The 17,949-nt window shown below is 54.2% G+C and carries 17 protein-coding genes and 1 tRNA gene; 5 read left to right on the forward strand and 13 right to left on the reverse strand.

The features are described 5' to 3' along the window. Nucleotides 1-56 precede the first annotated feature (56 nt). Nucleotides 57-365, forward strand: coding sequence for an ArsR/SmtB family transcription factor (locus OLX08_RS05620; RefSeq protein WP_391483058.1), 309 nt, complete (start codon nucleotides 57-59; stop codon nucleotides 363-365). Between the two features lie 100 nt (nucleotides 366-465). Here OLX08_RS05620 and OLX08_RS05625 read toward each other — a convergent pair whose 3' ends face one another. The 8 genes from OLX08_RS05625 to OLX08_RS05660 form a co-directional block, all read right to left on the reverse strand. Continuing rightward, entirely contained in the window at nucleotides 466-1,500 is a 1,035-nt protein-coding gene (locus OLX08_RS05625; protein ID WP_341247226.1) for a quaternary amine ABC transporter ATP-binding protein, read from the reverse strand. A gap of 15 nt (nucleotides 1,501-1,515) precedes the next feature. Beyond that, entirely contained in the window at nucleotides 1,516-2,541 is a 1,026-nt protein-coding gene (locus OLX08_RS05630; protein ID WP_391483060.1) for an ABC transporter permease, read from the reverse strand. 105 nt (nucleotides 2,542-2,646) lie between these two features. Further along, nucleotides 2,647-3,615 carry an ABC transporter substrate-binding protein gene (locus OLX08_RS05635; RefSeq protein ID WP_391483061.1) on the reverse strand — a complete coding sequence of 323 codons (969 nt, stop codon included), beginning with the start codon at nucleotides 3,613-3,615 and terminating at the stop codon, nucleotides 2,647-2,649. 344 nt (nucleotides 3,616-3,959) lie between these two features. Continuing rightward, nucleotides 3,960-4,949, reverse strand: a complete 990-nt coding sequence (locus OLX08_RS05640; RefSeq protein WP_391483063.1) for a biotin-dependent carboxyltransferase family protein — start codon at nucleotides 4,947-4,949, stop codon at nucleotides 3,960-3,962. Continuing rightward, nucleotides 4,949-5,608 (reverse strand): 5-oxoprolinase subunit B family protein, encoded by a 660-nt coding sequence (locus OLX08_RS05645; RefSeq protein WP_391483064.1) that lies wholly within the window; start codon nucleotides 5,606-5,608, stop codon nucleotides 4,949-4,951. The genes OLX08_RS05640 and OLX08_RS05645 overlap by 1 nt, the downstream gene beginning before the upstream one ends. Before the next feature lie 3 nt (nucleotides 5,609-5,611). Continuing rightward, nucleotides 5,612-6,367 carry a LamB/YcsF family protein gene (locus OLX08_RS05650; RefSeq protein ID WP_391483066.1) on the reverse strand — a complete coding sequence of 252 codons (756 nt, stop codon included), beginning with the start codon at nucleotides 6,365-6,367 and terminating at the stop codon, nucleotides 5,612-5,614. Nucleotides 6,368-6,454: 87 nt separating this feature from the next. Next, nucleotides 6,455-6,531: transfer RNA gene (locus OLX08_RS05655), tRNA-Arg, on the reverse strand. A gap of 101 nt (nucleotides 6,532-6,632) precedes the next feature. After that, nucleotides 6,633-6,944 carry an ETC complex I subunit gene (locus tag OLX08_RS05660; protein ID WP_048598967.1) on the reverse strand — a complete coding sequence of 104 codons (312 nt, stop codon included), beginning with the start codon at nucleotides 6,942-6,944 and terminating at the stop codon, nucleotides 6,633-6,635. Nucleotides 6,945-7,232: 288 nt separating this feature from the next. Between OLX08_RS05660 and uvrB the strand changes: the two genes are divergently transcribed. After that, nucleotides 7,233-9,446, forward strand: a complete 2,214-nt coding sequence (uvrB, locus tag OLX08_RS05665; protein ID WP_391483068.1) for an excinuclease ABC subunit UvrB — start codon at nucleotides 7,233-7,235, stop codon at nucleotides 9,444-9,446. 87 nt (nucleotides 9,447-9,533) lie between these two features. Beyond that, a complete protein-coding gene (locus tag OLX08_RS05670) occupies nucleotides 9,534-9,758 on the forward strand; it encodes a hypothetical protein (protein ID WP_143081960.1) in 225 nt (74 codons plus the stop codon). Between the two features lie 22 nt (nucleotides 9,759-9,780). Here the strand turns inward: OLX08_RS05670 and OLX08_RS05675 are convergent, their stop codons facing one another. The 3 genes from OLX08_RS05675 to OLX08_RS05685 form a co-directional block, all read right to left on the reverse strand. Then, on the reverse strand, nucleotides 9,781-12,072 hold the full coding sequence (locus tag OLX08_RS05675; RefSeq protein WP_391483070.1) for a right-handed parallel beta-helix repeat-containing protein: 2,292 nt from the start codon (nucleotides 12,070-12,072) through the stop codon (nucleotides 9,781-9,783). 185 nt (nucleotides 12,073-12,257) lie between these two features. Next, nucleotides 12,258-12,668 carry a DUF4864 domain-containing protein gene (locus tag OLX08_RS05680; RefSeq protein WP_391483071.1) on the reverse strand — a complete coding sequence of 137 codons (411 nt, stop codon included), beginning with the start codon at nucleotides 12,666-12,668 and terminating at the stop codon, nucleotides 12,258-12,260. 48 nt (nucleotides 12,669-12,716) lie between these two features. Continuing rightward, a complete protein-coding gene (locus OLX08_RS05685; RefSeq protein ID WP_391483175.1) occupies nucleotides 12,717-14,363 on the reverse strand; it encodes a lysine--tRNA ligase in 1,647 nt (548 codons plus the stop codon). Between the two features lie 166 nt (nucleotides 14,364-14,529). On the opposite strand from OLX08_RS05685, the gene OLX08_RS05690 reads away from it, so the two are divergent. Further along, on the forward strand, nucleotides 14,530-14,961 hold the full coding sequence (locus OLX08_RS05690; RefSeq protein WP_074842091.1) for a tellurite resistance TerB family protein: 432 nt from the start codon (nucleotides 14,530-14,532) through the stop codon (nucleotides 14,959-14,961). On the opposite strand, the gene dacB is transcribed toward OLX08_RS05690, so the two are convergent. Then, nucleotides 14,958-16,418, reverse strand: a complete 1,461-nt coding sequence (dacB, locus tag OLX08_RS05695; RefSeq protein ID WP_391483073.1) for a D-alanyl-D-alanine carboxypeptidase/D-alanyl-D-alanine-endopeptidase — start codon at nucleotides 16,416-16,418, stop codon at nucleotides 14,958-14,960. The two genes, OLX08_RS05690 and dacB, sit on opposite strands and share 4 nt — an antisense overlap. 65 nt (nucleotides 16,419-16,483) lie before the next feature. Between dacB and OLX08_RS05700 the strand changes: the two genes are divergently transcribed. Next, nucleotides 16,484-17,311 carry a DMT family transporter gene (locus OLX08_RS05700; RefSeq protein ID WP_412535669.1) on the forward strand — a complete coding sequence of 276 codons (828 nt, stop codon included), beginning with the start codon at nucleotides 16,484-16,486 and terminating at the stop codon, nucleotides 17,309-17,311. Here the strand turns inward: OLX08_RS05700 and OLX08_RS05705 are convergent. Beyond that, nucleotides 17,308-17,913, reverse strand: coding sequence for a nicotinate-nucleotide adenylyltransferase (locus tag OLX08_RS05705; RefSeq protein WP_391483075.1), 606 nt, complete (start codon nucleotides 17,911-17,913; stop codon nucleotides 17,308-17,310). The two genes, OLX08_RS05700 and OLX08_RS05705, sit on opposite strands and share 4 nt — an antisense overlap. Nucleotides 17,914-17,949 lie beyond the last annotated feature (36 nt).

Consider the following 17,949-nt stretch of genomic DNA (forward strand, 5'->3'; position numbering starts at 1 on the left):
ATTGCCATTAGTGTAAACTTTAGATTACAGTTACTATGTAATTAAGGATTTACACTTTGAGAGACGAAACCATCAGCATCGCGCAACGCACTGCCCCACTGGCAGAAGATACTGCGCAATATCTCAAAACGCTCGGGCATGCTGGACGATTGATGATCATGTGTCATTTGGCAAACGGTGAGAAATCTGTCGGAGATCTCGAAGAGTTGCTTGGTATCCGTCAATCTGCTGTCAGCCAGCAATTGGGCCGTTTACGCGCCGAAGGCATGGTCCGGACGCGGCGTTCAGGTAAAGCAATCTATTACTCGCTGTCGGACAATCGCGCGATTGATGCCATTAATTGTGTGCTTCAACACGGCGCCTAATCCGACTTCGCTAAACCACTTCCTCTATTCAAAAAAATAAAAAAAGCCGCGAAGGGTCTCCCCTGCGCGGCTGTTGTTTTTGTCTATCTGCACACAGAGTTTACGCGGCCGATGAAATCCGGGGCACCAGCGCTTTGACAAGGTCCCGCATATCCAGCTGACCTACGGGCGTCTCACCATCGAGAACACGGTAAATATTGGACGTATCCCCCTCAGACAACGCGATCAGACTTTCAAGGTTGTCCGTCAGCTGTACATCGCCTGAGAACTTCTTGGCAGACAATGCGCCCATCACAGATTTCACCCGCAACACACGCGCGCGGTTAATATCCGAGACAAAGTCCTCAATGTAGGGGTCAGCTGGGTTAAGCAGAATACCCTGCGGCTCACCCTGCTGCACGACTGCGCCGTCTTTCAGGATCACCAAGTGATCAGCAAGTTTAAGCGCTTCATCTAGATCGTGCGTGATAAAGATGATGGTCTTTTGCAATTCTGCTTGAAGCTCCAACAGCAGGTTCTGCATATCCGTGCGGATCAGTGGATCAAGAGCAGAGAATGCCTCATCCATCAACATGATATCCGTGTTCGCAGTCAACGCACGGGCGATCCCCACACGCTGCTGCATCCCACCAGAAAGCTGTGATGGATAGCGGTTCTCATAGCCGCCCAAACCCACACGGTCCAACCACTTGGCCGCCTCTTTTTCTTGGGTCTCAACATCCATACCGCGCACGTTGAGTGACATAGCAGCGTTCTGCAAAACAGTCCGGTGCGGCAGAAGAGCAAACTTCTGAAACACCATAGACATCCGCTCTTGGCGAAGGGCGCGCAGACCGCTTTCCGACTGCTTCATCACGTCATCGCCGTCGATCAAGATTTCGCCCGCAGTTGGTTCAATCAAACGGTTTAGGTGACGGATCAGCGTAGATTTACCCGAGCCGGACAAACCCATCACAACCGTGATTTCACCGGCCTGCATATCAACGTTGATATCTTGCAGGCCAAGAACGTGTTTGTGCTCGGCCAGCAACTCTTCTTTACCCATGCCGCCATGAACGTGGGGCATCATTGCTTCCGGCTCAGAGCCGAAAATTTTGTACACTCCGCGCAGGCGGACTTTTGGTTCTTGTGTCATGTGTCCTGCTCCGGATCAGTTTTGGTTGCGACCCATGTCCACGCGGGACAGGGCAGCTTTTGAGGTGCGATCAAGGATAACCGCCAACAGCACGATGCCGATACCCGCAACAATACCCACACCCAATTCAAGGTTACGGATACCGCGCAGCACAAGCACACCAAGGCCAGGTGCAGACACAAGTGACGCAATAACAACCATCGCAAGGCTCATCATAATGGTCTGGTTCACCCCAGCCATAATGTTGGGCAACGCCAATGGAAGTTGTACTTTGATAAGTTTCTGACGGTTGGTCATGCCAAACGCGTCGGCAGCTTCGATCACGTCTTTGTCCACAAGGCGAATGCCCAAATCGGTCAAACGAATGATCGGCACGATCGCATAGAGGATGATCGCAATACCGTACAGTTTGGACTCGGTGACCGAGAACAAGAAGATCAGCGGGATTAGATAAACGAACGATGGCAAGGTTTGCAGCAAATCAAGCACCGGAATAGACGCCCGCTGCATCGTGTCGGATTTCGACATCGCAATGCCAATAGGCACGCCAAGTATGACCGACAGCCCCGTACAGACAAAAATAATCGCCAAGGTCTGCATCGCCACGTCAAGGTGATCAATGAAGCCAAGAAACAAGAAGGAAAGTGCGACAAACACTGTCACCGCAAAGGATCGCGCAACGTACCATGTCAAAAGGACCAACAACGGGATCATCACGAACCACGGCACAGCCTGAAACAGCCAAAGCGCCCCATCAAGGGCCCAAGACAGCGGTTGTGTGATCGGATCAAGCACCAGCTTCAGTGATGATTTCGCCGCCAAAAATGCTTCTTCGATGCCCGCTGTCAGGTCGCGTGTCTGGCTGACCGTGCCGCAGCTTTCGTTCAACGCATCGAGAGACGGGAAAGGAACCCCCTCGCCGCCTTCGTCATTGCCGGCTTGCGCCAGCAAATCTGCCATCGATAGCGGTGCAGCGCTTGTATCGCTGTTGCACCATTCCCGGAGCCCGAGCCCGTCAAAGACCCAATCATAAAATGCCATGTTTTCCCGTTCCCTGTTGCAGACCTCTTGCTCTCAAAAAGAGCGGATCCTTAAAATAGCAACGCCCGCGCAAATCGGCGGGCGCTGCTGTGTCGACCTTAACGCTTACTGAAGCAGTGCGGAAAGCTTTTCTTTTGCTTCCGCGTTCAGCCAGTTGCTCCAGACGTCTTTGTTGTTCGTCAGGAAGTAAACTGCGGCTTCGTCGTAGCTTGCGTTATTGTCCGCTTGCCACGCCAAAACTTCACCCATCTGCGCGTTCGTGAAGCTTACGTTGCTCATCAATTCTACAATCTCTGGCTCACGCTCAGTCAGCGCGCCGGAAACGGCAGTTTTCACTTTAGCTGTCGGGTATGCTGACAGTGTTGGTGTCGCGCAATCCGGTGTGCCGTTACACGCGTGCGCTTCTGGATCATGCGCACCTACATCAACGCGGACCATCGGGTATTTGCCAAGCACAGATGTCGGCGCCCAGTAGTAACCAAACCATGGCTCTTGCTCGGAATATGCAGCAGCAATCGCAGTAGCAAGCGTTTCACCTGAACCGTGCTGGAAGCGCTCAATACCGCTACCCTCAAGGTTGACCGCTTTGATGTTGTTGTTGTTGATGACATCGCACGCCCAACCCGATGGACAGTCGTGGAAGCGCGCACCGACCAACTCAGGGTTTGCCATAACGCCTTCAAGGGTCAGCAGCTCTGGGTGCGCATCCGCAAGGTACTGCGGGATCCACCAGCCTTCAACGCCGCCGTCTGACAGAACATCTGCAACTTCGACCAACTTACCCGATGAGACAAGCTCTTCGTAAACAGGTGTTGAATTGACCCAAGTTTCAGTAACGATGTCCGGCTCGCCGGTTTCAGCAACAGATGTCAGCGCAGGCACAGTCGAGGACGGCACAACAGTCACGTTACAACCGTAACCCTGCTCCATCAGGAATTTTGATACAGATGTCACAACCGCCGAAGACGCCCAATCCATCTCGGTAATGGATACATCACCGCAGTCTGCCATCGCTGTGGTCCCCATGAGGCCCATCGAAGTCGCGGCAACAACGCCAAGTAATGTCTTTTTCATTTCAGTCTCCCGTTTGAACTTCAGCACGTTCGTTTTAAGTGAAGTTTCCCTTCACGCGCGCCGTTGCCCTTAGCCTTTAACAACGAGACCTGAGCTACAAGGGGGATTCGGTCAAAAAACGTCAAAAATGTCGTTTTTGCGCATCTGCACTGCCAAAACCGACAGTGATCCGCCCATTTACTACACATTCAGACCTGTGAATTGCATTTCAACGGTCATCCACAGGTCAATCGGGTGCGCATTAGCGACTTACTCATCGCTAAAATCCCAAAAATTCCCCATGAACTTGCAGTTTTTTACTCTCATACAAAATTTCTCAGCCTGAAATTTACTAACTCACGCGGTTAATTTTCTGATCCGGCCACAGCACCACTGATCAAATTCATTTGCATTAGCTTCTCATCCAAACTGGCCCGCGGCGCTGCGCAAGCGTCCAAAAACGACACGCGTGCTTCTGCAACAGTTCGGGCATAGGCAACTGCCGCCTCCGGCGTAACTGCTTGAAACGAAACCTGTGCACCTGACCGCATTTGAGCAAACCGATCAGTCTCGCACGACAAAACAGTCGCAATCTTGGGATAGCCTCCCGTTGTTTGATGATCTGCCAACAAAACAGTCGGCACACCGTCGCCCGCCACTTGAACAGAGCCACGCACGATCGGCTCAGACGGGATGCCCAGCGCCTCATCCAACACAACCGAAGGCCCATCCAAGCGAACCCCCATCCGGTCAAACGCATCCGTCAGTTTATACGTACTGCCCAAAAACACCTCCGCCGCGTCATCCGCAAAATGACGGCCCTGTGGACTTGGCGTCACCAAAACAGGCGCGGTTTGATTAGGCTGTGGAGGGGCGTCATAGCTGCCCTCACGGGCGCTACGCACCTCCGCGTTTTCGACGCGCAGCACATCGCCTGTGCGAACGGCACCGCCACCAAGCCCTGAAATCGCGTGGGTCGCAAAACTGTCCAACCACTTGGGTCGCGCCAGATCACCTGCAAAAGCCAGATAACACCAACTCCCCCATGTGCCCGCCTGAACGCGCAACCGATCACCTGCACGCAGCGTTGCCACGTGCCAGCCCCCTGCAAAACCACCACCTGCTTGAGCATAGCTGACCTCGCCCTCAACACATTCAAGCACGAGCCCGCCCAACGTCACTTCAATCGCTGCAGCGGCAGCACGATTAGCAATCATCACCTGCGCCGCAGCAAACGCCAACCGGTCCATAGGCCCAGACGCTGGAACCCCGTAGCGCATATGGCCAAAGCGACCTGCGTCTTGGACCGTGATCAATGGGCCAGCCGCGACCACTTTCAAAACAGCCACCGCCATTACACACCCAGCTCCGCGCGGCTGATCCGCTCATAGACCACACGGTCCCCGACCTTGAACACAAATGGATCGGGCGCATCGCTTTCAATCACGTCGAACCCAGAACGCCCAATGACCCACCATCCCGTCGGCATTGTCAGTGTCGTGATCAAAGACTGCGCGCCAGAAATGATAATGCTGCCTTTTGGAATATCGCGTACCGCAGCGGGTTTTCGCGGCAAGTGAATGCTTTGCGGCAGACCGCGCAAATAGGCATATCCTGGTGAAAACCCATACATCTCAACCCGCATTTCAGACCCCAAATGTGCTGCGATAACAGCCTCAACACTCTGGTTTGTCAGTCTCGCCACTTCCAGTAAATCAGGGCACAATTCCGGATCGTAACACACGGGCACACGGTGGACCTGAGGCGTTCTGCTGGCGGCAGCATCTGGCTTTAACGCCTGAACAGCCGCCGTGACCGCGCCGTGATCTGTTTGAATAGGATCAAACGCCACCAACAAATTAATCAATGCGGGCACGACCTCGACCACGCCGTTGATATCTGCCGCCGCGATTGCCTCAGCCAAAGCGCAAATCGCTGCATGGGTCCGCTCGTCTGCGACCTCCCCAAGCTGAAAGAGCACCGCCCCTTCACCAACTGACGTTGCTTTCATCATTACTTAGCCTTGGATAAACGAGCGAATTTCGACGCCCTGCGCCGTCAAACGCTTTCGTATTTGCGAGGCCATCTCAACGGCTTCTAGCGTGTCGCCGTGCACGCAAATTGAGTGCGCCTCAAGAGCAATAGATCCACCACCGAGCACCGGCATTTCACCGCTTTCCAAGAACGCAATCAACCGGTCAGCCGCGAAAACAGGATCATGTATCACCGCACCTTCTTCGCTGCGCGGCACCAACTCGCCGTTGGCCTGATACGCGCGGTCGGCAAATATTTCCGAGTAAACCTGATGACCCCGCGCCTTGGCTTGTTGTTCAAGCACAGTCCCAGAAATCGCTAAAACAGGCAGTGCGCCAACCCCATCAAGAATGGCATTCGAAACCTCCGCATCCCGCGCAGCCAAATTGGCAAGAGCACCGTGCGGCTTAACGTACGCGACACGCGCTGAGGTCAATTGCGCGACCCCGCTCAACGCCCCAATTTGTGCTGCAACCATATGAGAGATCTGCGCAGCCGCCATAGGAATAACACGGCGCCCAAAGCCAAGTGGGTCCGCATACCCGGGATGCGCGCCAACACAAACCTCGTTTGACGCCGCTTCACCAAGTGTGGCGTGCATCGTGTCGGGATCGCTCGCGTGCCCACCACAGGCCACATTCGCACTGCTTACCAACCCCAATATCCGCGCATCATCGCCCATCCGCCAAGGGCCATAGCCCTCACCAAGATCAGAATTGAGATCAATATACTTTGTCATGAGACAGCGTCCTTGAGTGAGGTGGCAAAATTTTAAGGCCATCAAAGACATTTACCGTGCAGGGTACAAGAGGTGGGAAAAAAACACTGGCGATCCCTGAAGGACTCGAACCCTCAACCTGCTGATTAGAAGTCAGCTGCTCTATCCAGTTGAGCTAAGGGACCGCTTGGGTGTTGGCATAGCGCTTTGGGTGCAAGCTGCGCAAGGGTGGTGTGCGTTTGTTTATACTCACGTAAGTTCCGAACACCAGAAACGGCAGGTAACCCTAGTGCGTCCAAGCGCCTCGGCGGTTTACAGCGAAATTCTCGGAGTAGCCAGCAGCACGCACGTTAGGGCGGCGCGTTTTAGGCTCTTGCACAACTGCCTCAATACCGTTGTCGCGCGCATAATCGACCGCATCTTCTTTGCTGTCGAACGTCAGCTTCACTTGGCTTTGGGTATCATCAGATGAGGTCCAGCCCATCAACGGATCCACATCGCGCGACGAGGCTGCAGCAAATTCCAGCACCCATTTACGCGTTTTTGCTGTGCCCGAAGACATGGCAGTTTTGGCTGGCTTATAAATACGTGCGCGCATGGTGAACCCTCAGACGTTGGCTGATGCCTATATCCATAACTCTGCGGGTAAATGCAATATCTGGCATACATCGGTTTGAACTAAGGTTTGACGCTGAAGCGAAAACTCTGAAACGACCGTGGGAGATAGGGGAATGAACCGCTCAGTCCAGGCTACACTCCAGCGCCTACCTTTATCATATTCCAATTTTCGCATTTAAGCGAGCTATTTGTTTGATCAACATCCAGCGGCTCCCTTGAACCCACGGTAGAAGGCGTCACATTGTATGCTGACCAAAGGGAATCGCTCATGTCTTACGCCCATTCAGATAGCCAGCCACCACGCCCGACAGCGCCCGTTTTGGCAAATCCCGCGCCAGACGTGAAAACCCGTGACAAGCTGGAGGGCGGCATTTCGTTCAAGCTCAACACCGAGTTTGAACCCGCGGGCGACCAACCCACGGCCATCAAAGAACTGTCGACTGGTGTGCTGAACGGCGACCGCGATCAGGTGCTGCTTGGCGCAACAGGCACCGGCAAAACATTCACTATGGCAAAAGTGATTGAGCAAACGGGACGCCCCGCGATCATCCTTGCGCCTAACAAAACGCTGGCCGCCCAACTTTATGGGGAGTTCAAAGGCTTTTTCCCCGATAACGCAGTCGAGTATTTCGTCAGCTATTATGACTACTATCAACCGGAAGCCTATGTAGCGCGCTCTGATACTTACATCGAAAAAGAGAGCCAGATTAACGAGCAAATTGACCGTATGCGCCACTCTGCAACCCGTGCGCTTTTGGAACGTGATGACGTTATTATCGTGGCGTCCGTGTCGTGTATTTACGGCATCGGTTCGGTCGAAACTTATGGGGCCATGACCCAAGATATCCACGTGGGCAAAATGTACGATCAGCGTCAGGTCATCGCCGATCTGGTCGCCCAACAATACAAACGTAACGACGCGGCGTTTCAGCGTGGCACGTTTCGCGTGCGCGGAGATAGCCTTGAAGTCTTCCCTGCCCACCTTGATGATCGTGCGTGGCGGCTGTCTTTCTTCGGCGAAGAATTGGAAACCATTACTGAATTCGACCCCCTGACTGGTGAGAAAACAGACACGTTCGACAAAATCCGCATCTACGCCAACAGTCACTACGTCACCCCAAAACCTACGATGCAACAAGCGATTACGGGCATCAAAAAGGAACTGCGGGTTCGGCTTGATCAGTTGGTGGCAGATGGCAAATTGCTTGAAGCGCAGCGCCTTGAACAGCGCACGAATTTCGATCTTGAGATGCTGGAAGCCACTGGGGTTTGCAACGGGATCGAGAACTATTCACGCTATCTGACAGGCCGCGCACCGGGCGAGCCGCCCCCCACACTGTTTGAATTCATCCCAGACAACGCCATTGTTTTCGCTGACGAGTCCCATGTCTCTGTGCCGCAAATCGGCGGCATGTACAAAGGTGACTTCAGACGCAAAATGACGCTGGCCGAGCACGGCTTCCGCCTTCCGTCTTGCATGGACAACCGCCCCCTCAAATTTGAGGAATGGGATGCGATGCGGCCCCAGTCTGTCTTTGTGTCAGCTACTCCAGCCGCTTGGGAAATCGAACAAGCAGGCGGCGTATTCACAGAACAAGTCATCCGCCCCACAGGCCTTTTGGACCCCGTCATCGAAATTCGCCCCGTTGAGACACAGGTGGATGACCTTTTGGATGAAATCCGCCGCGTTGCAGCGGATGGCATGCGGGTGCTGGCCACGACATTGACCAAGCGCATGGCCGAGGACCTGACGGAGTATCTGCACGAACAAGGGATTCGCGTACGCTACATGCACTCAGACATCGATACGATTGAACGGATTGAGATTTTGCGCGACCTGCGCCTTGGGGCATTTGATGTACTGGTGGGGATCAACCTGCTGCGTGAGGGTCTCGACATTCCCGAATGTGGGCTTGTGGCAATTCTTGATGCGGACAAAGAGGGCTTTTTGCGCTCGGAGACGTCATTGGTGCAGACCATCGGCCGCGCGGCGCGAAACGCCGAAGGCCGCGTGATCATGTACGCGGATAAAGTTACCGGCAGCATGGAGCGCGCCATGGGCGAAACCGAACGCCGCCGCACCAAGCAAATTGCGTATAATGAAGAACACGGCATCACACCTGAAACAGTGAAGAAAAACGTCGAAGACGTGCTGGCCGGTCTCTACAAAGGCGACGTGGATATGAACCGCGTGACAGCGACCATCGAAAAACCGATGGCCGGTGATAATCTTGCGGCACATCTTGATGGGCTGCGCGAAGACATGCGCAAAGCCGCCGAAAACCTTGAGTTTGAAGAAGCCGCCCGCCTGCGTGACGAGGTGAAGCGTCTTGAGACTGTAGATTTGGTGGTGTCCGACGATCCTCTGGCCCGCCAAGCAGTTGTTGAGAAAGCAGTTGATGATGCGCAAAAAGCATCGGGCCGCTCAACCGCAGGACGTGCCGGGCAACGGGGCGGAACAAAGCGCAGCAAACGGCGCTAGATCGCCTTTTGACAAAACGAACATACGCAGCGGGTTTTTCACCGCTGCGTAACTGAGCGTTAAGACATGCTGTCGTAGCAAGCTTGCATGAGTATGCACCGCACCTTTAGCCCCTCGACGGATTGGCAAACGCCAACCAGCATCACCCTGTCGCACATCGACCGGATGGAGCGTGATTTGCGCACCCTGCGCCGTGATCTGTTCGATCATCCGCGTGAGATGACAGGGCCTGTGACGGTGAAACTTGTGCAGACAGAAATTGCGCTGCAGGAACTCCGTCTTGAGGTGACAAAACTTGGCCACGCTAACTAGCGAACGCAGCCAAGAACCAATGCTAGACAGGCGTGTCGCACCGCATCGTCACATTAGCCCGCCCCCTAGTGGACTGACCCCACTTTAGTCGTACTTCAGATTTATCCGCGCCTTGTTCAACTTGCGCCCAAGGTTGAATGAACACGTCTGTGCTACCAGATTTTGTTTGCTCAACGGGCTGCACCGACTGAACTGCACGGGCCCACCCATCAAAGGGTAACCGCCCTGATGCAGATACGTTCCACGTTGCAGCATCGGTGTTTTGGTCATGATTTATCACAACAGGATTGATCGTAACTGTGCCAACATTGTTGAACGTGTTGCCATCAAAAACGATATTTCGATACCGCCCTTTAGCCAGATCAGCGCGGCTTGTATCAACCCGGTCGGCACGTTCGACATTGCCGTTTACCGCCTTGAAAACATTACCTTGAACCGACAATCCTTGGATAAAATGCCCCGCACCATAAGGGGACACAACCAGCCATGAAAAGTCAGATCGCGAGTTGAGCGATATGAAAAAATTGCCGGAAATTGTCAGCCCACCAAACGAGAACTGGTTGGCAAAATCCGGAAAGGCCTCGTGCTCGTTGGTCATCTCAATATAGTTATTGTCGATATAGTTACCCGTAACAGCACTCATACAATTCGGTTGCGTGAAAATCAGGCCAGCCTTGCGGATACCGTTTGAACCAGCATCCCCATGAAACCAATGATTGCCCGTCACCAAATTGCCTGCGCCAGACAAAACCGCGAAATGCTCAAACAACACGACGCGGTTGTTGCGCAGCTTGGGATCATTCGAATTGACGTTCAGCGCAGTTGTCACACGGTCTTCAACCTGAAGCGACTGCTCGTTCGACAGAAACTGACAACGGTCAACAATCATCCCCTGACAGCCGCGATCAACAGACGTGATCCCGCGGCTTTTGGGTTTGTTGATCAAGCAATCAAGCACTTCGAACACAACACCATCGGGCGCCAACATGATGCCACTTGCACGGCCTGAACACTGTAGTTGGATGTTGTTCAAAACCATTTTCGATAGTTTTTCAAAACCACTAAAATCAAGCATATATTTGAAACGCGTGAACGTATAAATCTGGCTTGCCGCAGCTCCGAACAGCGGTTGGCATAGGGTCAACGTGTTTGCACTGGGGTTCACGGACGCCACATAAACCTCACGGCCAACCCCGTTTCCACTTACCAACGACCCCACCTTGATAGACGCGGCGTTCACCACATTGCGCAGTTTATACGGATCGTTCGGGTCATAGCTGGCACTTGCTGTCACCACATCATCGGCCCAGGCTGTGCTATCACGGGCTTCAAACATACCGTTTGCAATGACGCGCCGGACCTCAAACCGCGCACGATTAGGCACCAAAGCGGCCATATCAAGCGGTTCAGTCAATTGAACCTGCCGGCCACACAGGTCAAAAACCTCATGATCTGCCCCGTTAAGCAGGGCCTGAAACCCCTTTTTGAAACCCACAACTTCGTCGCCAAACGCATCGGCATAAGTCGGCAGATCGAAAGAGCGCCTAAGAACAAAACGGTGCTCAGGCAATTGGGTGATCTGGCCTTCAAAACGGATCTTGCTGTTGATCGTCACATCGCGGCCCATCCAGAAAACGCCGTCCGTCACCAAAACAGTACGCCCCTGCGCTGCTGCATCAGCCGCCTCAATCGCATCAGCATCATCAGCCACACCGTCCCCAATTGCACCGAAATCCCGCACGTCCAAAACATCAAATGTTTGGCTAAAGAAAAGCGGCGTCACATCTTCGATCTTAAGGTCATCAATGCGGATTACGCCACCGACTGGCCCCGTCAAATCTAGGCCGATATGCGCATATTCAGCGTTCATTCCCCACGCCATATCCACCCCGGGACGACTGCCCTGCCCCACGATAGCAGACACCTCAATCACGTTTCCGTAGGTTTGCAACGTCAGCGCTGCCCCAGCCAGTTGCACCCCAGTCAAAGCATCATCCGAGGCATCAAAGACAGAGCCCGCAATCTGCACAGATGGCCGACTGCCGCTTACCGCTTTGATGCGCGCGCTCACTTTGTAGTAGCAACCCGTGGCAAGTGCGGTTTGGCCCGTGAACCGCAATCGTTGGGTGCCGCCTTGGTTTTTTGTCAGCTGAAGGCAACTGCCAAAATCAGGATCAGATGGCACGACCACAGCACTGCTGTAGCTGGCGTAGGTTTCTGTTCCAAAAGTCCCATCTTCACGGGACCACTGGCCCAAGCCTTGCGAGAACGGTGCCGGAGACAAGCTAAAGCGGTCAGTAATTGCCATATTCATGAACGATATCCTTTCGTGGAACCTTGGCGTCAGACATGAAAAAAACCGCACAAACGGGACGTCCGTTTCTGCGGTCTCATAATGTCAGCGCGGGCGAGTTAGTCTGCTCTATGTGACCAACCTAGCGTCCGTTCGTTAAGCACACCTTAGGCAAGCGAACGCGCCAATAGTGACGCGCGCAACACCTAAACGCCCACGTCCGGGGCTTCCAACACCTGCACGGCAGCAATTTTCCAACCCGCTTCCGTTTGCAGCATCATATAATCAAGGACATGCTGACCACCGGCCGCATCTGTCACGCGGACTTGTTGCCAAACATGGCCATTCAGCACTCGCAATTCACCGAACCCAACCTGATCGTTGTTCCAAACCATAGGGTAGCCACGCTCAACCATCCGCCCGAATGCATTGGGGTCTTGCCCAAACATTCGGCGAATATTCGGAGCCGCAAACGTCCACGCGCCGTCCACATTACCGTCGCGAAAGGCATCCATCTGATTTGAAATGGTATTTTGAATATCACGCGTTGGCGTATCTTGCGCTACGGCAAGCCCCGCCCACACACAAAAGACCAGACCGACTAAAATACGAACCATGTGGACCTCCTCTGACTGTACCAAAAGCTAAGTCAGAGGAGCGCTAGGTCAATTAATCAACGCACCGTCCAGGGCTTCGTCGATCAAATTTGCCGTTTCATCAACGCCGTAGAGCGCGATAAATCCACCAAAGCGTGGCCCCTGAGTAGCCCCAAGAAGCACTTCATAAATCGCGCCAAACCAATCACGAAGCGGCTCAAACCCGTGGTTCTTACCAACAGCAAAGACAATTGATTGCAGGTCCTCGGCACTGGAGTAATCCAACTCAGCCACTGGATCATCTTTGCCCATTGCTGCGTTTTTCGTCTCAATCATGTGACGTGCCAACGCGGGATCACGCAGCGCCGCTGCCATATCCGCCAAAGCCGCACGTTCTTGATCTGTTGGTGCGCGGTAGGTTTTCTCGGGCTTCACAAAGTCGTTGTAGTACGCAACCGCATAGCCTGCCGCCGCATCCAAATCGGGATGGGTTTCCGCGGACGCTTCAGGCGCATAGCGCTGAATAAAGCCCCACAATTGCTCTTTACCCTCGGCATTGGCCACAGCCGCAAGGTTCAACAACATTGAGAACGGCACAACCATGTCAGACTTAGGCGCAGTCTCACCATGGATGTGGAAAATCGGATTCGCCAGCTTTTGCTTGGCATCTTGGTCCTCATAACCGCGCAATTGTTGATGATACTCATCCACCATTTTGGGAATCACATCAAAATAGAGGCGTTTAGCCGTCTTTGGCTTCTGATACATAAAATACGACAGGCTTTCGGGCGCCGCATAGGTCAGCCACTCTTCCATCGAAAGGCCATTGCCTTTTGATTTCGAGATTTTCTGACCAAGTTCATCATTAAACAACTCATACGACAGGCTTTCGGGTGCTGGCGCACCAAGGGCGCGACAAATTTTACCCGATTGGACAACGCTGTCGATCAGGTCTTTGCCAGACATTTCATAATCCACCCCAAGGGCAGCCCAACGCATCGCCCAATCGGGTTTCCATTGCATTTTCACGTTACCGCCGGTGACGGGCACTTCGATACGCTCGCCATCAGGCTCTTCATAAACGATCGTGCCTTTCGCCACATTCCGTTCAAGCGTTGGCACCTGAAGCACGTGGCCTGTTTTCGGGCTTACGGGCAGAAAACACGAATATGTGGCGCGGCGTTCTTCACCAAGTGTCGGCAACATGATCTCTTGGATTTTATCAAAGCGCTCTAGGGCCGTCATTAGCGCTTCATCGAACTTCCCGCCAGTGTAGTAGTCAGTTGATGAGGCAAACTCATACTCAAACCCGAATCCGTCCAGAAAATCACACAGACGCGCATTGTTGTGCTGCGCAAAACCTTCATGGCACCCAAACGGATCGCGCACTTTAGTCAGCGGCAGGTTGAGGTCCTGCAACAGCTCTTCTTGCATCGGAACGTTGGTCGGCACTTTACGGAACCCGTCCATATCGTCGGAGAAACAAATCAGCTTCGTCGGAATATCGCACAAAACTTCAAAAGCGCGACGCACCATGGTCGTACGCGCAACCTCACCAAAAGTCCCGAGATGCGGCAGCCCCGACGGGCCGTATCCCGTTTGGAACAATACATAACCCTTCTCTGGGTCTTTACCCTTAAGCCGTTTTAGCACCCGACGCGCTTCTTCAAAAGGCCATGCTTTGGACTGTTGGGCTTCGTCGCGCGAAAGGCTCATCTGGGTATCTCCGGTTTTGATCATCGGTGTACGTAATTGGACGCAGCGAGGGCGCGCAGATTAGCCGCGCGGTGGCACAACCCCGCGCACCATGCGCACTCCCTATTGCGAGGGCGGCCAGCCGTCAATAAACCAAGGGCAGAGCAGTCCAAAAGGAACACCCCTCGTGAACGCACAAGCCCCCCTAACGGCCCAAGACAGCCTTGCCGCACTGATGATCGCCGTTTCCGCGAGCGATGAAGATATTCGCACGGCTGAACTCGTGAAAATCACCAATATTGTGAACAACTTACCCGTCTTTTCGGGATATGATCCAGAACGCCTTCAAACAATCGGGCGCACCGTTTTTGACTTGTTCGATCAAGAAGACGGGCTGGACGCGCTCTTTGGCTTGATCCGCGACGCATTGCCTCAAACCCTGTACGAAACGGCTTACGCATTATCATGCGACGTCGCAGCCGCTGACGGATCAATTGCATCGCCCGAACTGCGCATGCTTGAAGAAATTCGGTACGAACTTGAACTTGACCGATTGCACGCCGCCGCAATTGAGCGCGGCGCACGCGCGCGTCACATGACCCTGCCGACCGCGCTTTAAGCCCGCCCCCAGCGGTGCAGCAGGCGCTGCTGCATTGACTTTGCGCGCCTGTTCCAACCGGATGCACCACGGGGCCTTTCTCTGTCTGACTTTTTGATTTTACCGCGCGCACCCAGATCTGCAGAGACAATCGCAAAGGCCCGCTTTGCACCTTGCGGGGTGGTGATGTAGCCCGCCAATGTGCTGACAAAGTTTAACGTGCCAGTTTTGGCCGTCACTTCGATGCCTTGCCCGTCAACGACTTTGCCGTTCGCATCGCGCAGCTTGATCGGCTTTATCAGGGGCCCGATGGGGCCGTTTGCGGTCGCGACTAAAATCTGCACCAAATCAGACGCGCTGACCCGACTTCGATCACCAAGCCCTGAGTGATCAACCAGTTGTGCATCAACGCCAAAACGCTCCTTGGCCCATTCATTCATAGCCGAAGCAGAACTTCGAAGTGTCTTTGCACCAGAGGCCTGCAAACCAATAACTTCAGCCGTCAAGTTGGTAGAAAACTTAAGCATATCGCGGCACATCTCGGAAAGTGGCACACTTGCATGCTGGACCAGAATACGCCCCTTTGCAGGGCGATCAGTCACCTGACCGGTGGGAAGCGAAATTCCCTTGGCGCGGGCAAGTTGACCAAAAACATCAGCTGCATAAAGCGCGGGTTGGCGAACCGGCAACCACCGCGCGCCACCCCCACCAAGTGCAGACCGGCTGACCGTCCAAGCATCACGCCCCTTTTCAAGAGCGTATCCGTAAACAGGAAAGTCACGCGAAACGATGCGCATCGTTGCCATCTCTACCGCAGGAGCATGACGTTTTGCGCGGGCATCCATGGTGGTACGATATCCATCCGCGCCGCGTCGCCATTCGAAATGCACACGATTGAAGTTCAGGTTCACGCCACCGATTGTTGGGTTATATCCCAAATAATCAGGCTGATCGCGGTCAATAAACAGAATAGCCGGTAGCGCGCTGTTTTGAACGTAAAAGCTGCCATCAATCCTGCGCACACCGCTACTGTGAAGATCGGCAACCATGCGGCCAAGATCATCGGTATTCAACGTCGGATCACCGCCGCCCACCAGCCACAGATCACCTCGCAACGTGCCGTCCTCAATCGCAGCGTCGCTAACAAGCCGCGTGTTAAATCGGAACCCAGCCCCAAGTCGGTCAAGCCCGTAAAGCGCTGTCAGCATCTTTGCCACTGACGCAGGCGGTAGCGCTTCATCTGCTTGAAATTGCTCAATACTTACCCCGCTTGTCGCGTCGGCAACCGCAAATCCTGTGACGCCACTAAGGCCTGCTTGGCCCACGAGATCTTTGGCAGTGGGGTCAACTTTGCGGGCAAAATCATCAGGCCTCGCAATTGGGCGCGCTGACATCGTTGGCGCAGTAGCACCGGCCGCCGTCGCCGTTGTTGCAAGAAGACCGGCCAGCAAGAACCGTCGGGAATACACACGCGTCATGCCCCGACTAAAGCCCAGCAGTTGGCGCGTGACAACTCACAATCTGCGGCGTAACCACCTGCCTTATGTTACGCGCCACTCTTTTAATGTTCCTCGCCATGTCGCTGATCCCTGCAGGGGACACGGCCGGTAAGCTTCTGTCAAATAACTACGAAGTGCACCCGCTCTGGATCGCATGGAGCCGCTTTGCCCTTGGCGCGTTGATTGCAGCGCCGTTTATGCCGCGCGGGACATGGGGTGTCCTGCGCAACCCTAAGGTAGTTTTCCGTGCTCTTCTGTTGGCTGGCGGTATTTCATGCATTCTAACAGCCCTGCGCACAGAGGACATCGCCAATGTGTTTGCTGCGTTCTTCATCGGTCCGCTGCTGTCGTTCACCCTATCGGCGTGGCTGCTCAAAGAAAAAATCACATGGGCGCAAACGGCTCTATTGCTGCTTGGGTTTTGTGGCGTCCTGTTGGTGGTCAAACCAGGCTTTGACTATTCACCGGGCCTCGGGTTCGCGGTCCTTGCGGGATGTTTTTACGGAAGTTTCCTGACCGCGTCCAAATGGCTGATAGGCGTCGCACCTGCACGCACACTTCTGCTGAGCCAACTCCTGATCCCCGCAATTATCATGCTCCCTGTCGCCGCAGTTTTCTGGCCACCGCTGAGCCTGCCCATTGTGGGTCTGGCCACTGCATCTGCTGTTGGGTCCATGTCGGGGAACTTTTTGCTGCTTTTTGCCTATGCAATGGCCGACAGCACGCGGCTGGCCCCACTGGTATATTTTCAGCTGATCGCGGCAACCGTTTTGGGATGGACGGTGTTCGGCACTTTGCCCGATACCCTGACGCTTTGCGGTTTAGTGCTGATCATCGGCGCAGGTGTCGGTGCGGCAACTTTGCGTCGCTAATCGCGCTGCCACTCGCCACGTTTTCTGATTTCGCTACTCGAAACAGACAGCATCGGTATATTCACAAACGACCATGCAGGCGCATCAGAGCGGCCCAAAAGCTGGCTTTGCCTGCCTTTCAACCGTGCGAAATCATAGATCTTGGCCGCCGGTGACGTGCGCGCCGATATACGATCACCCGGACGCGCCAGCACCCCAACAGGTGTGGTCACCAAAATACCTCGCCAGTCTTGCCAATGATGGAACTGGGCCAAATTATCGGCCCCCATCAACCAAACAAACCGCACCCCAGGATACCGCAAACGCAGCGCATCAAGGGTTTGCGCGGTATATCTGGTGCCAAGATGGGCTTCGATATCTGTCACCTCAACGCGCGGATCGCACATAACTTGGCGGGCCGCCTTCAAACGCCGTTCAAGCGGTGCGGGCCCGTGCTCTTTCAGCGGATTACCAACTGAGACCAGCCACCAAACACGGTCCAGCCCAAAGCGTTTCAACGCCTCTTTGGTGATGTGCACGTGCCCTGCGTGTGCGGGATCAAACGATCCGCCCAACAAACCAACAACTTGGCCCTGCCGCGCATATGGAAGCTTCCGTGTCATGCGCACCTTGTCGAACACCCTCACAGTCCAGTCAAT

Origin of the sequence: Nereida ignava, assembly GCF_047114695.1 — a bacterium.
Lineage (GTDB): Bacteria > Pseudomonadota > Alphaproteobacteria > Rhodobacterales > Rhodobacteraceae > Nereida > Nereida ignava.

Excerpts from the sequence above, each read along its gene's own strand:
- OLX08_RS05630 (WP_391483060.1), bottom strand. The coding sequence starts at position 2,541 with ATGGCATTTTATGATTGGGTCTTTGACGGGCTCGGGCTCCGGGAATGG.
- dacB (WP_391483073.1), bottom strand. The coding sequence starts at position 16,418 with ATGACGCGTGTGTATTCCCGACGGTTCTTGCTGGCCGGTCTTCTTGCA.
- OLX08_RS05670 (WP_143081960.1), top strand. The coding sequence starts at position 9,534 with ATGAGTATGCACCGCACCTTTAGCCCCTCGACGGATTGGCAAACGCCA.
- OLX08_RS05640 (WP_391483063.1), bottom strand. The coding sequence starts at position 4,949 with ATGGCGGTGGCTGTTTTGAAAGTGGTCGCGGCTGGCCCATTGATCACG.
- OLX08_RS05700 (WP_412535669.1), top strand. The coding sequence starts at position 16,484 with ATGTTACGCGCCACTCTTTTAATGTTCCTCGCCATGTCGCTGATCCCT.
- OLX08_RS05660 (WP_048598967.1), bottom strand. The coding sequence starts at position 6,944 with ATGCGCGCACGTATTTATAAGCCAGCCAAAACTGCCATGTCTTCGGGC.
- OLX08_RS05625 (WP_341247226.1), bottom strand. The coding sequence starts at position 1,500 with ATGACACAAGAACCAAAAGTCCGCCTGCGCGGAGTGTACAAAATTTTC.
- OLX08_RS05635 (WP_391483061.1), bottom strand. The coding sequence starts at position 3,615 with ATGAAAAAGACATTACTTGGCGTTGTTGCCGCGACTTCGATGGGCCTC.
- OLX08_RS05705 (WP_391483075.1), bottom strand. The coding sequence starts at position 17,913 with ATGACACGGAAGCTTCCATATGCGCGGCAGGGCCAAGTTGTTGGTTTG.
- OLX08_RS05650 (WP_391483066.1), bottom strand. The coding sequence starts at position 6,367 with ATGACAAAGTATATTGATCTCAATTCTGATCTTGGTGAGGGCTATGGC.
- OLX08_RS05675 (WP_391483070.1), bottom strand. The coding sequence starts at position 12,072 with ATGAATATGGCAATTACTGACCGCTTTAGCTTGTCTCCGGCACCGTTC.
- OLX08_RS05645 (WP_391483064.1), bottom strand. The coding sequence starts at position 5,608 with ATGATGAAAGCAACGTCAGTTGGTGAAGGGGCGGTGCTCTTTCAGCTT.
- uvrB (WP_391483068.1), top strand. The coding sequence starts at position 7,233 with ATGTCTTACGCCCATTCAGATAGCCAGCCACCACGCCCGACAGCGCCC.
- OLX08_RS05680 (WP_391483071.1), bottom strand. The coding sequence starts at position 12,668 with ATGGTTCGTATTTTAGTCGGTCTGGTCTTTTGTGTGTGGGCGGGGCTT.
- OLX08_RS05685 (WP_391483175.1), bottom strand. The coding sequence starts at position 14,363 with ATGAGCCTTTCGCGCGACGAAGCCCAACAGTCCAAAGCATGGCCTTTT.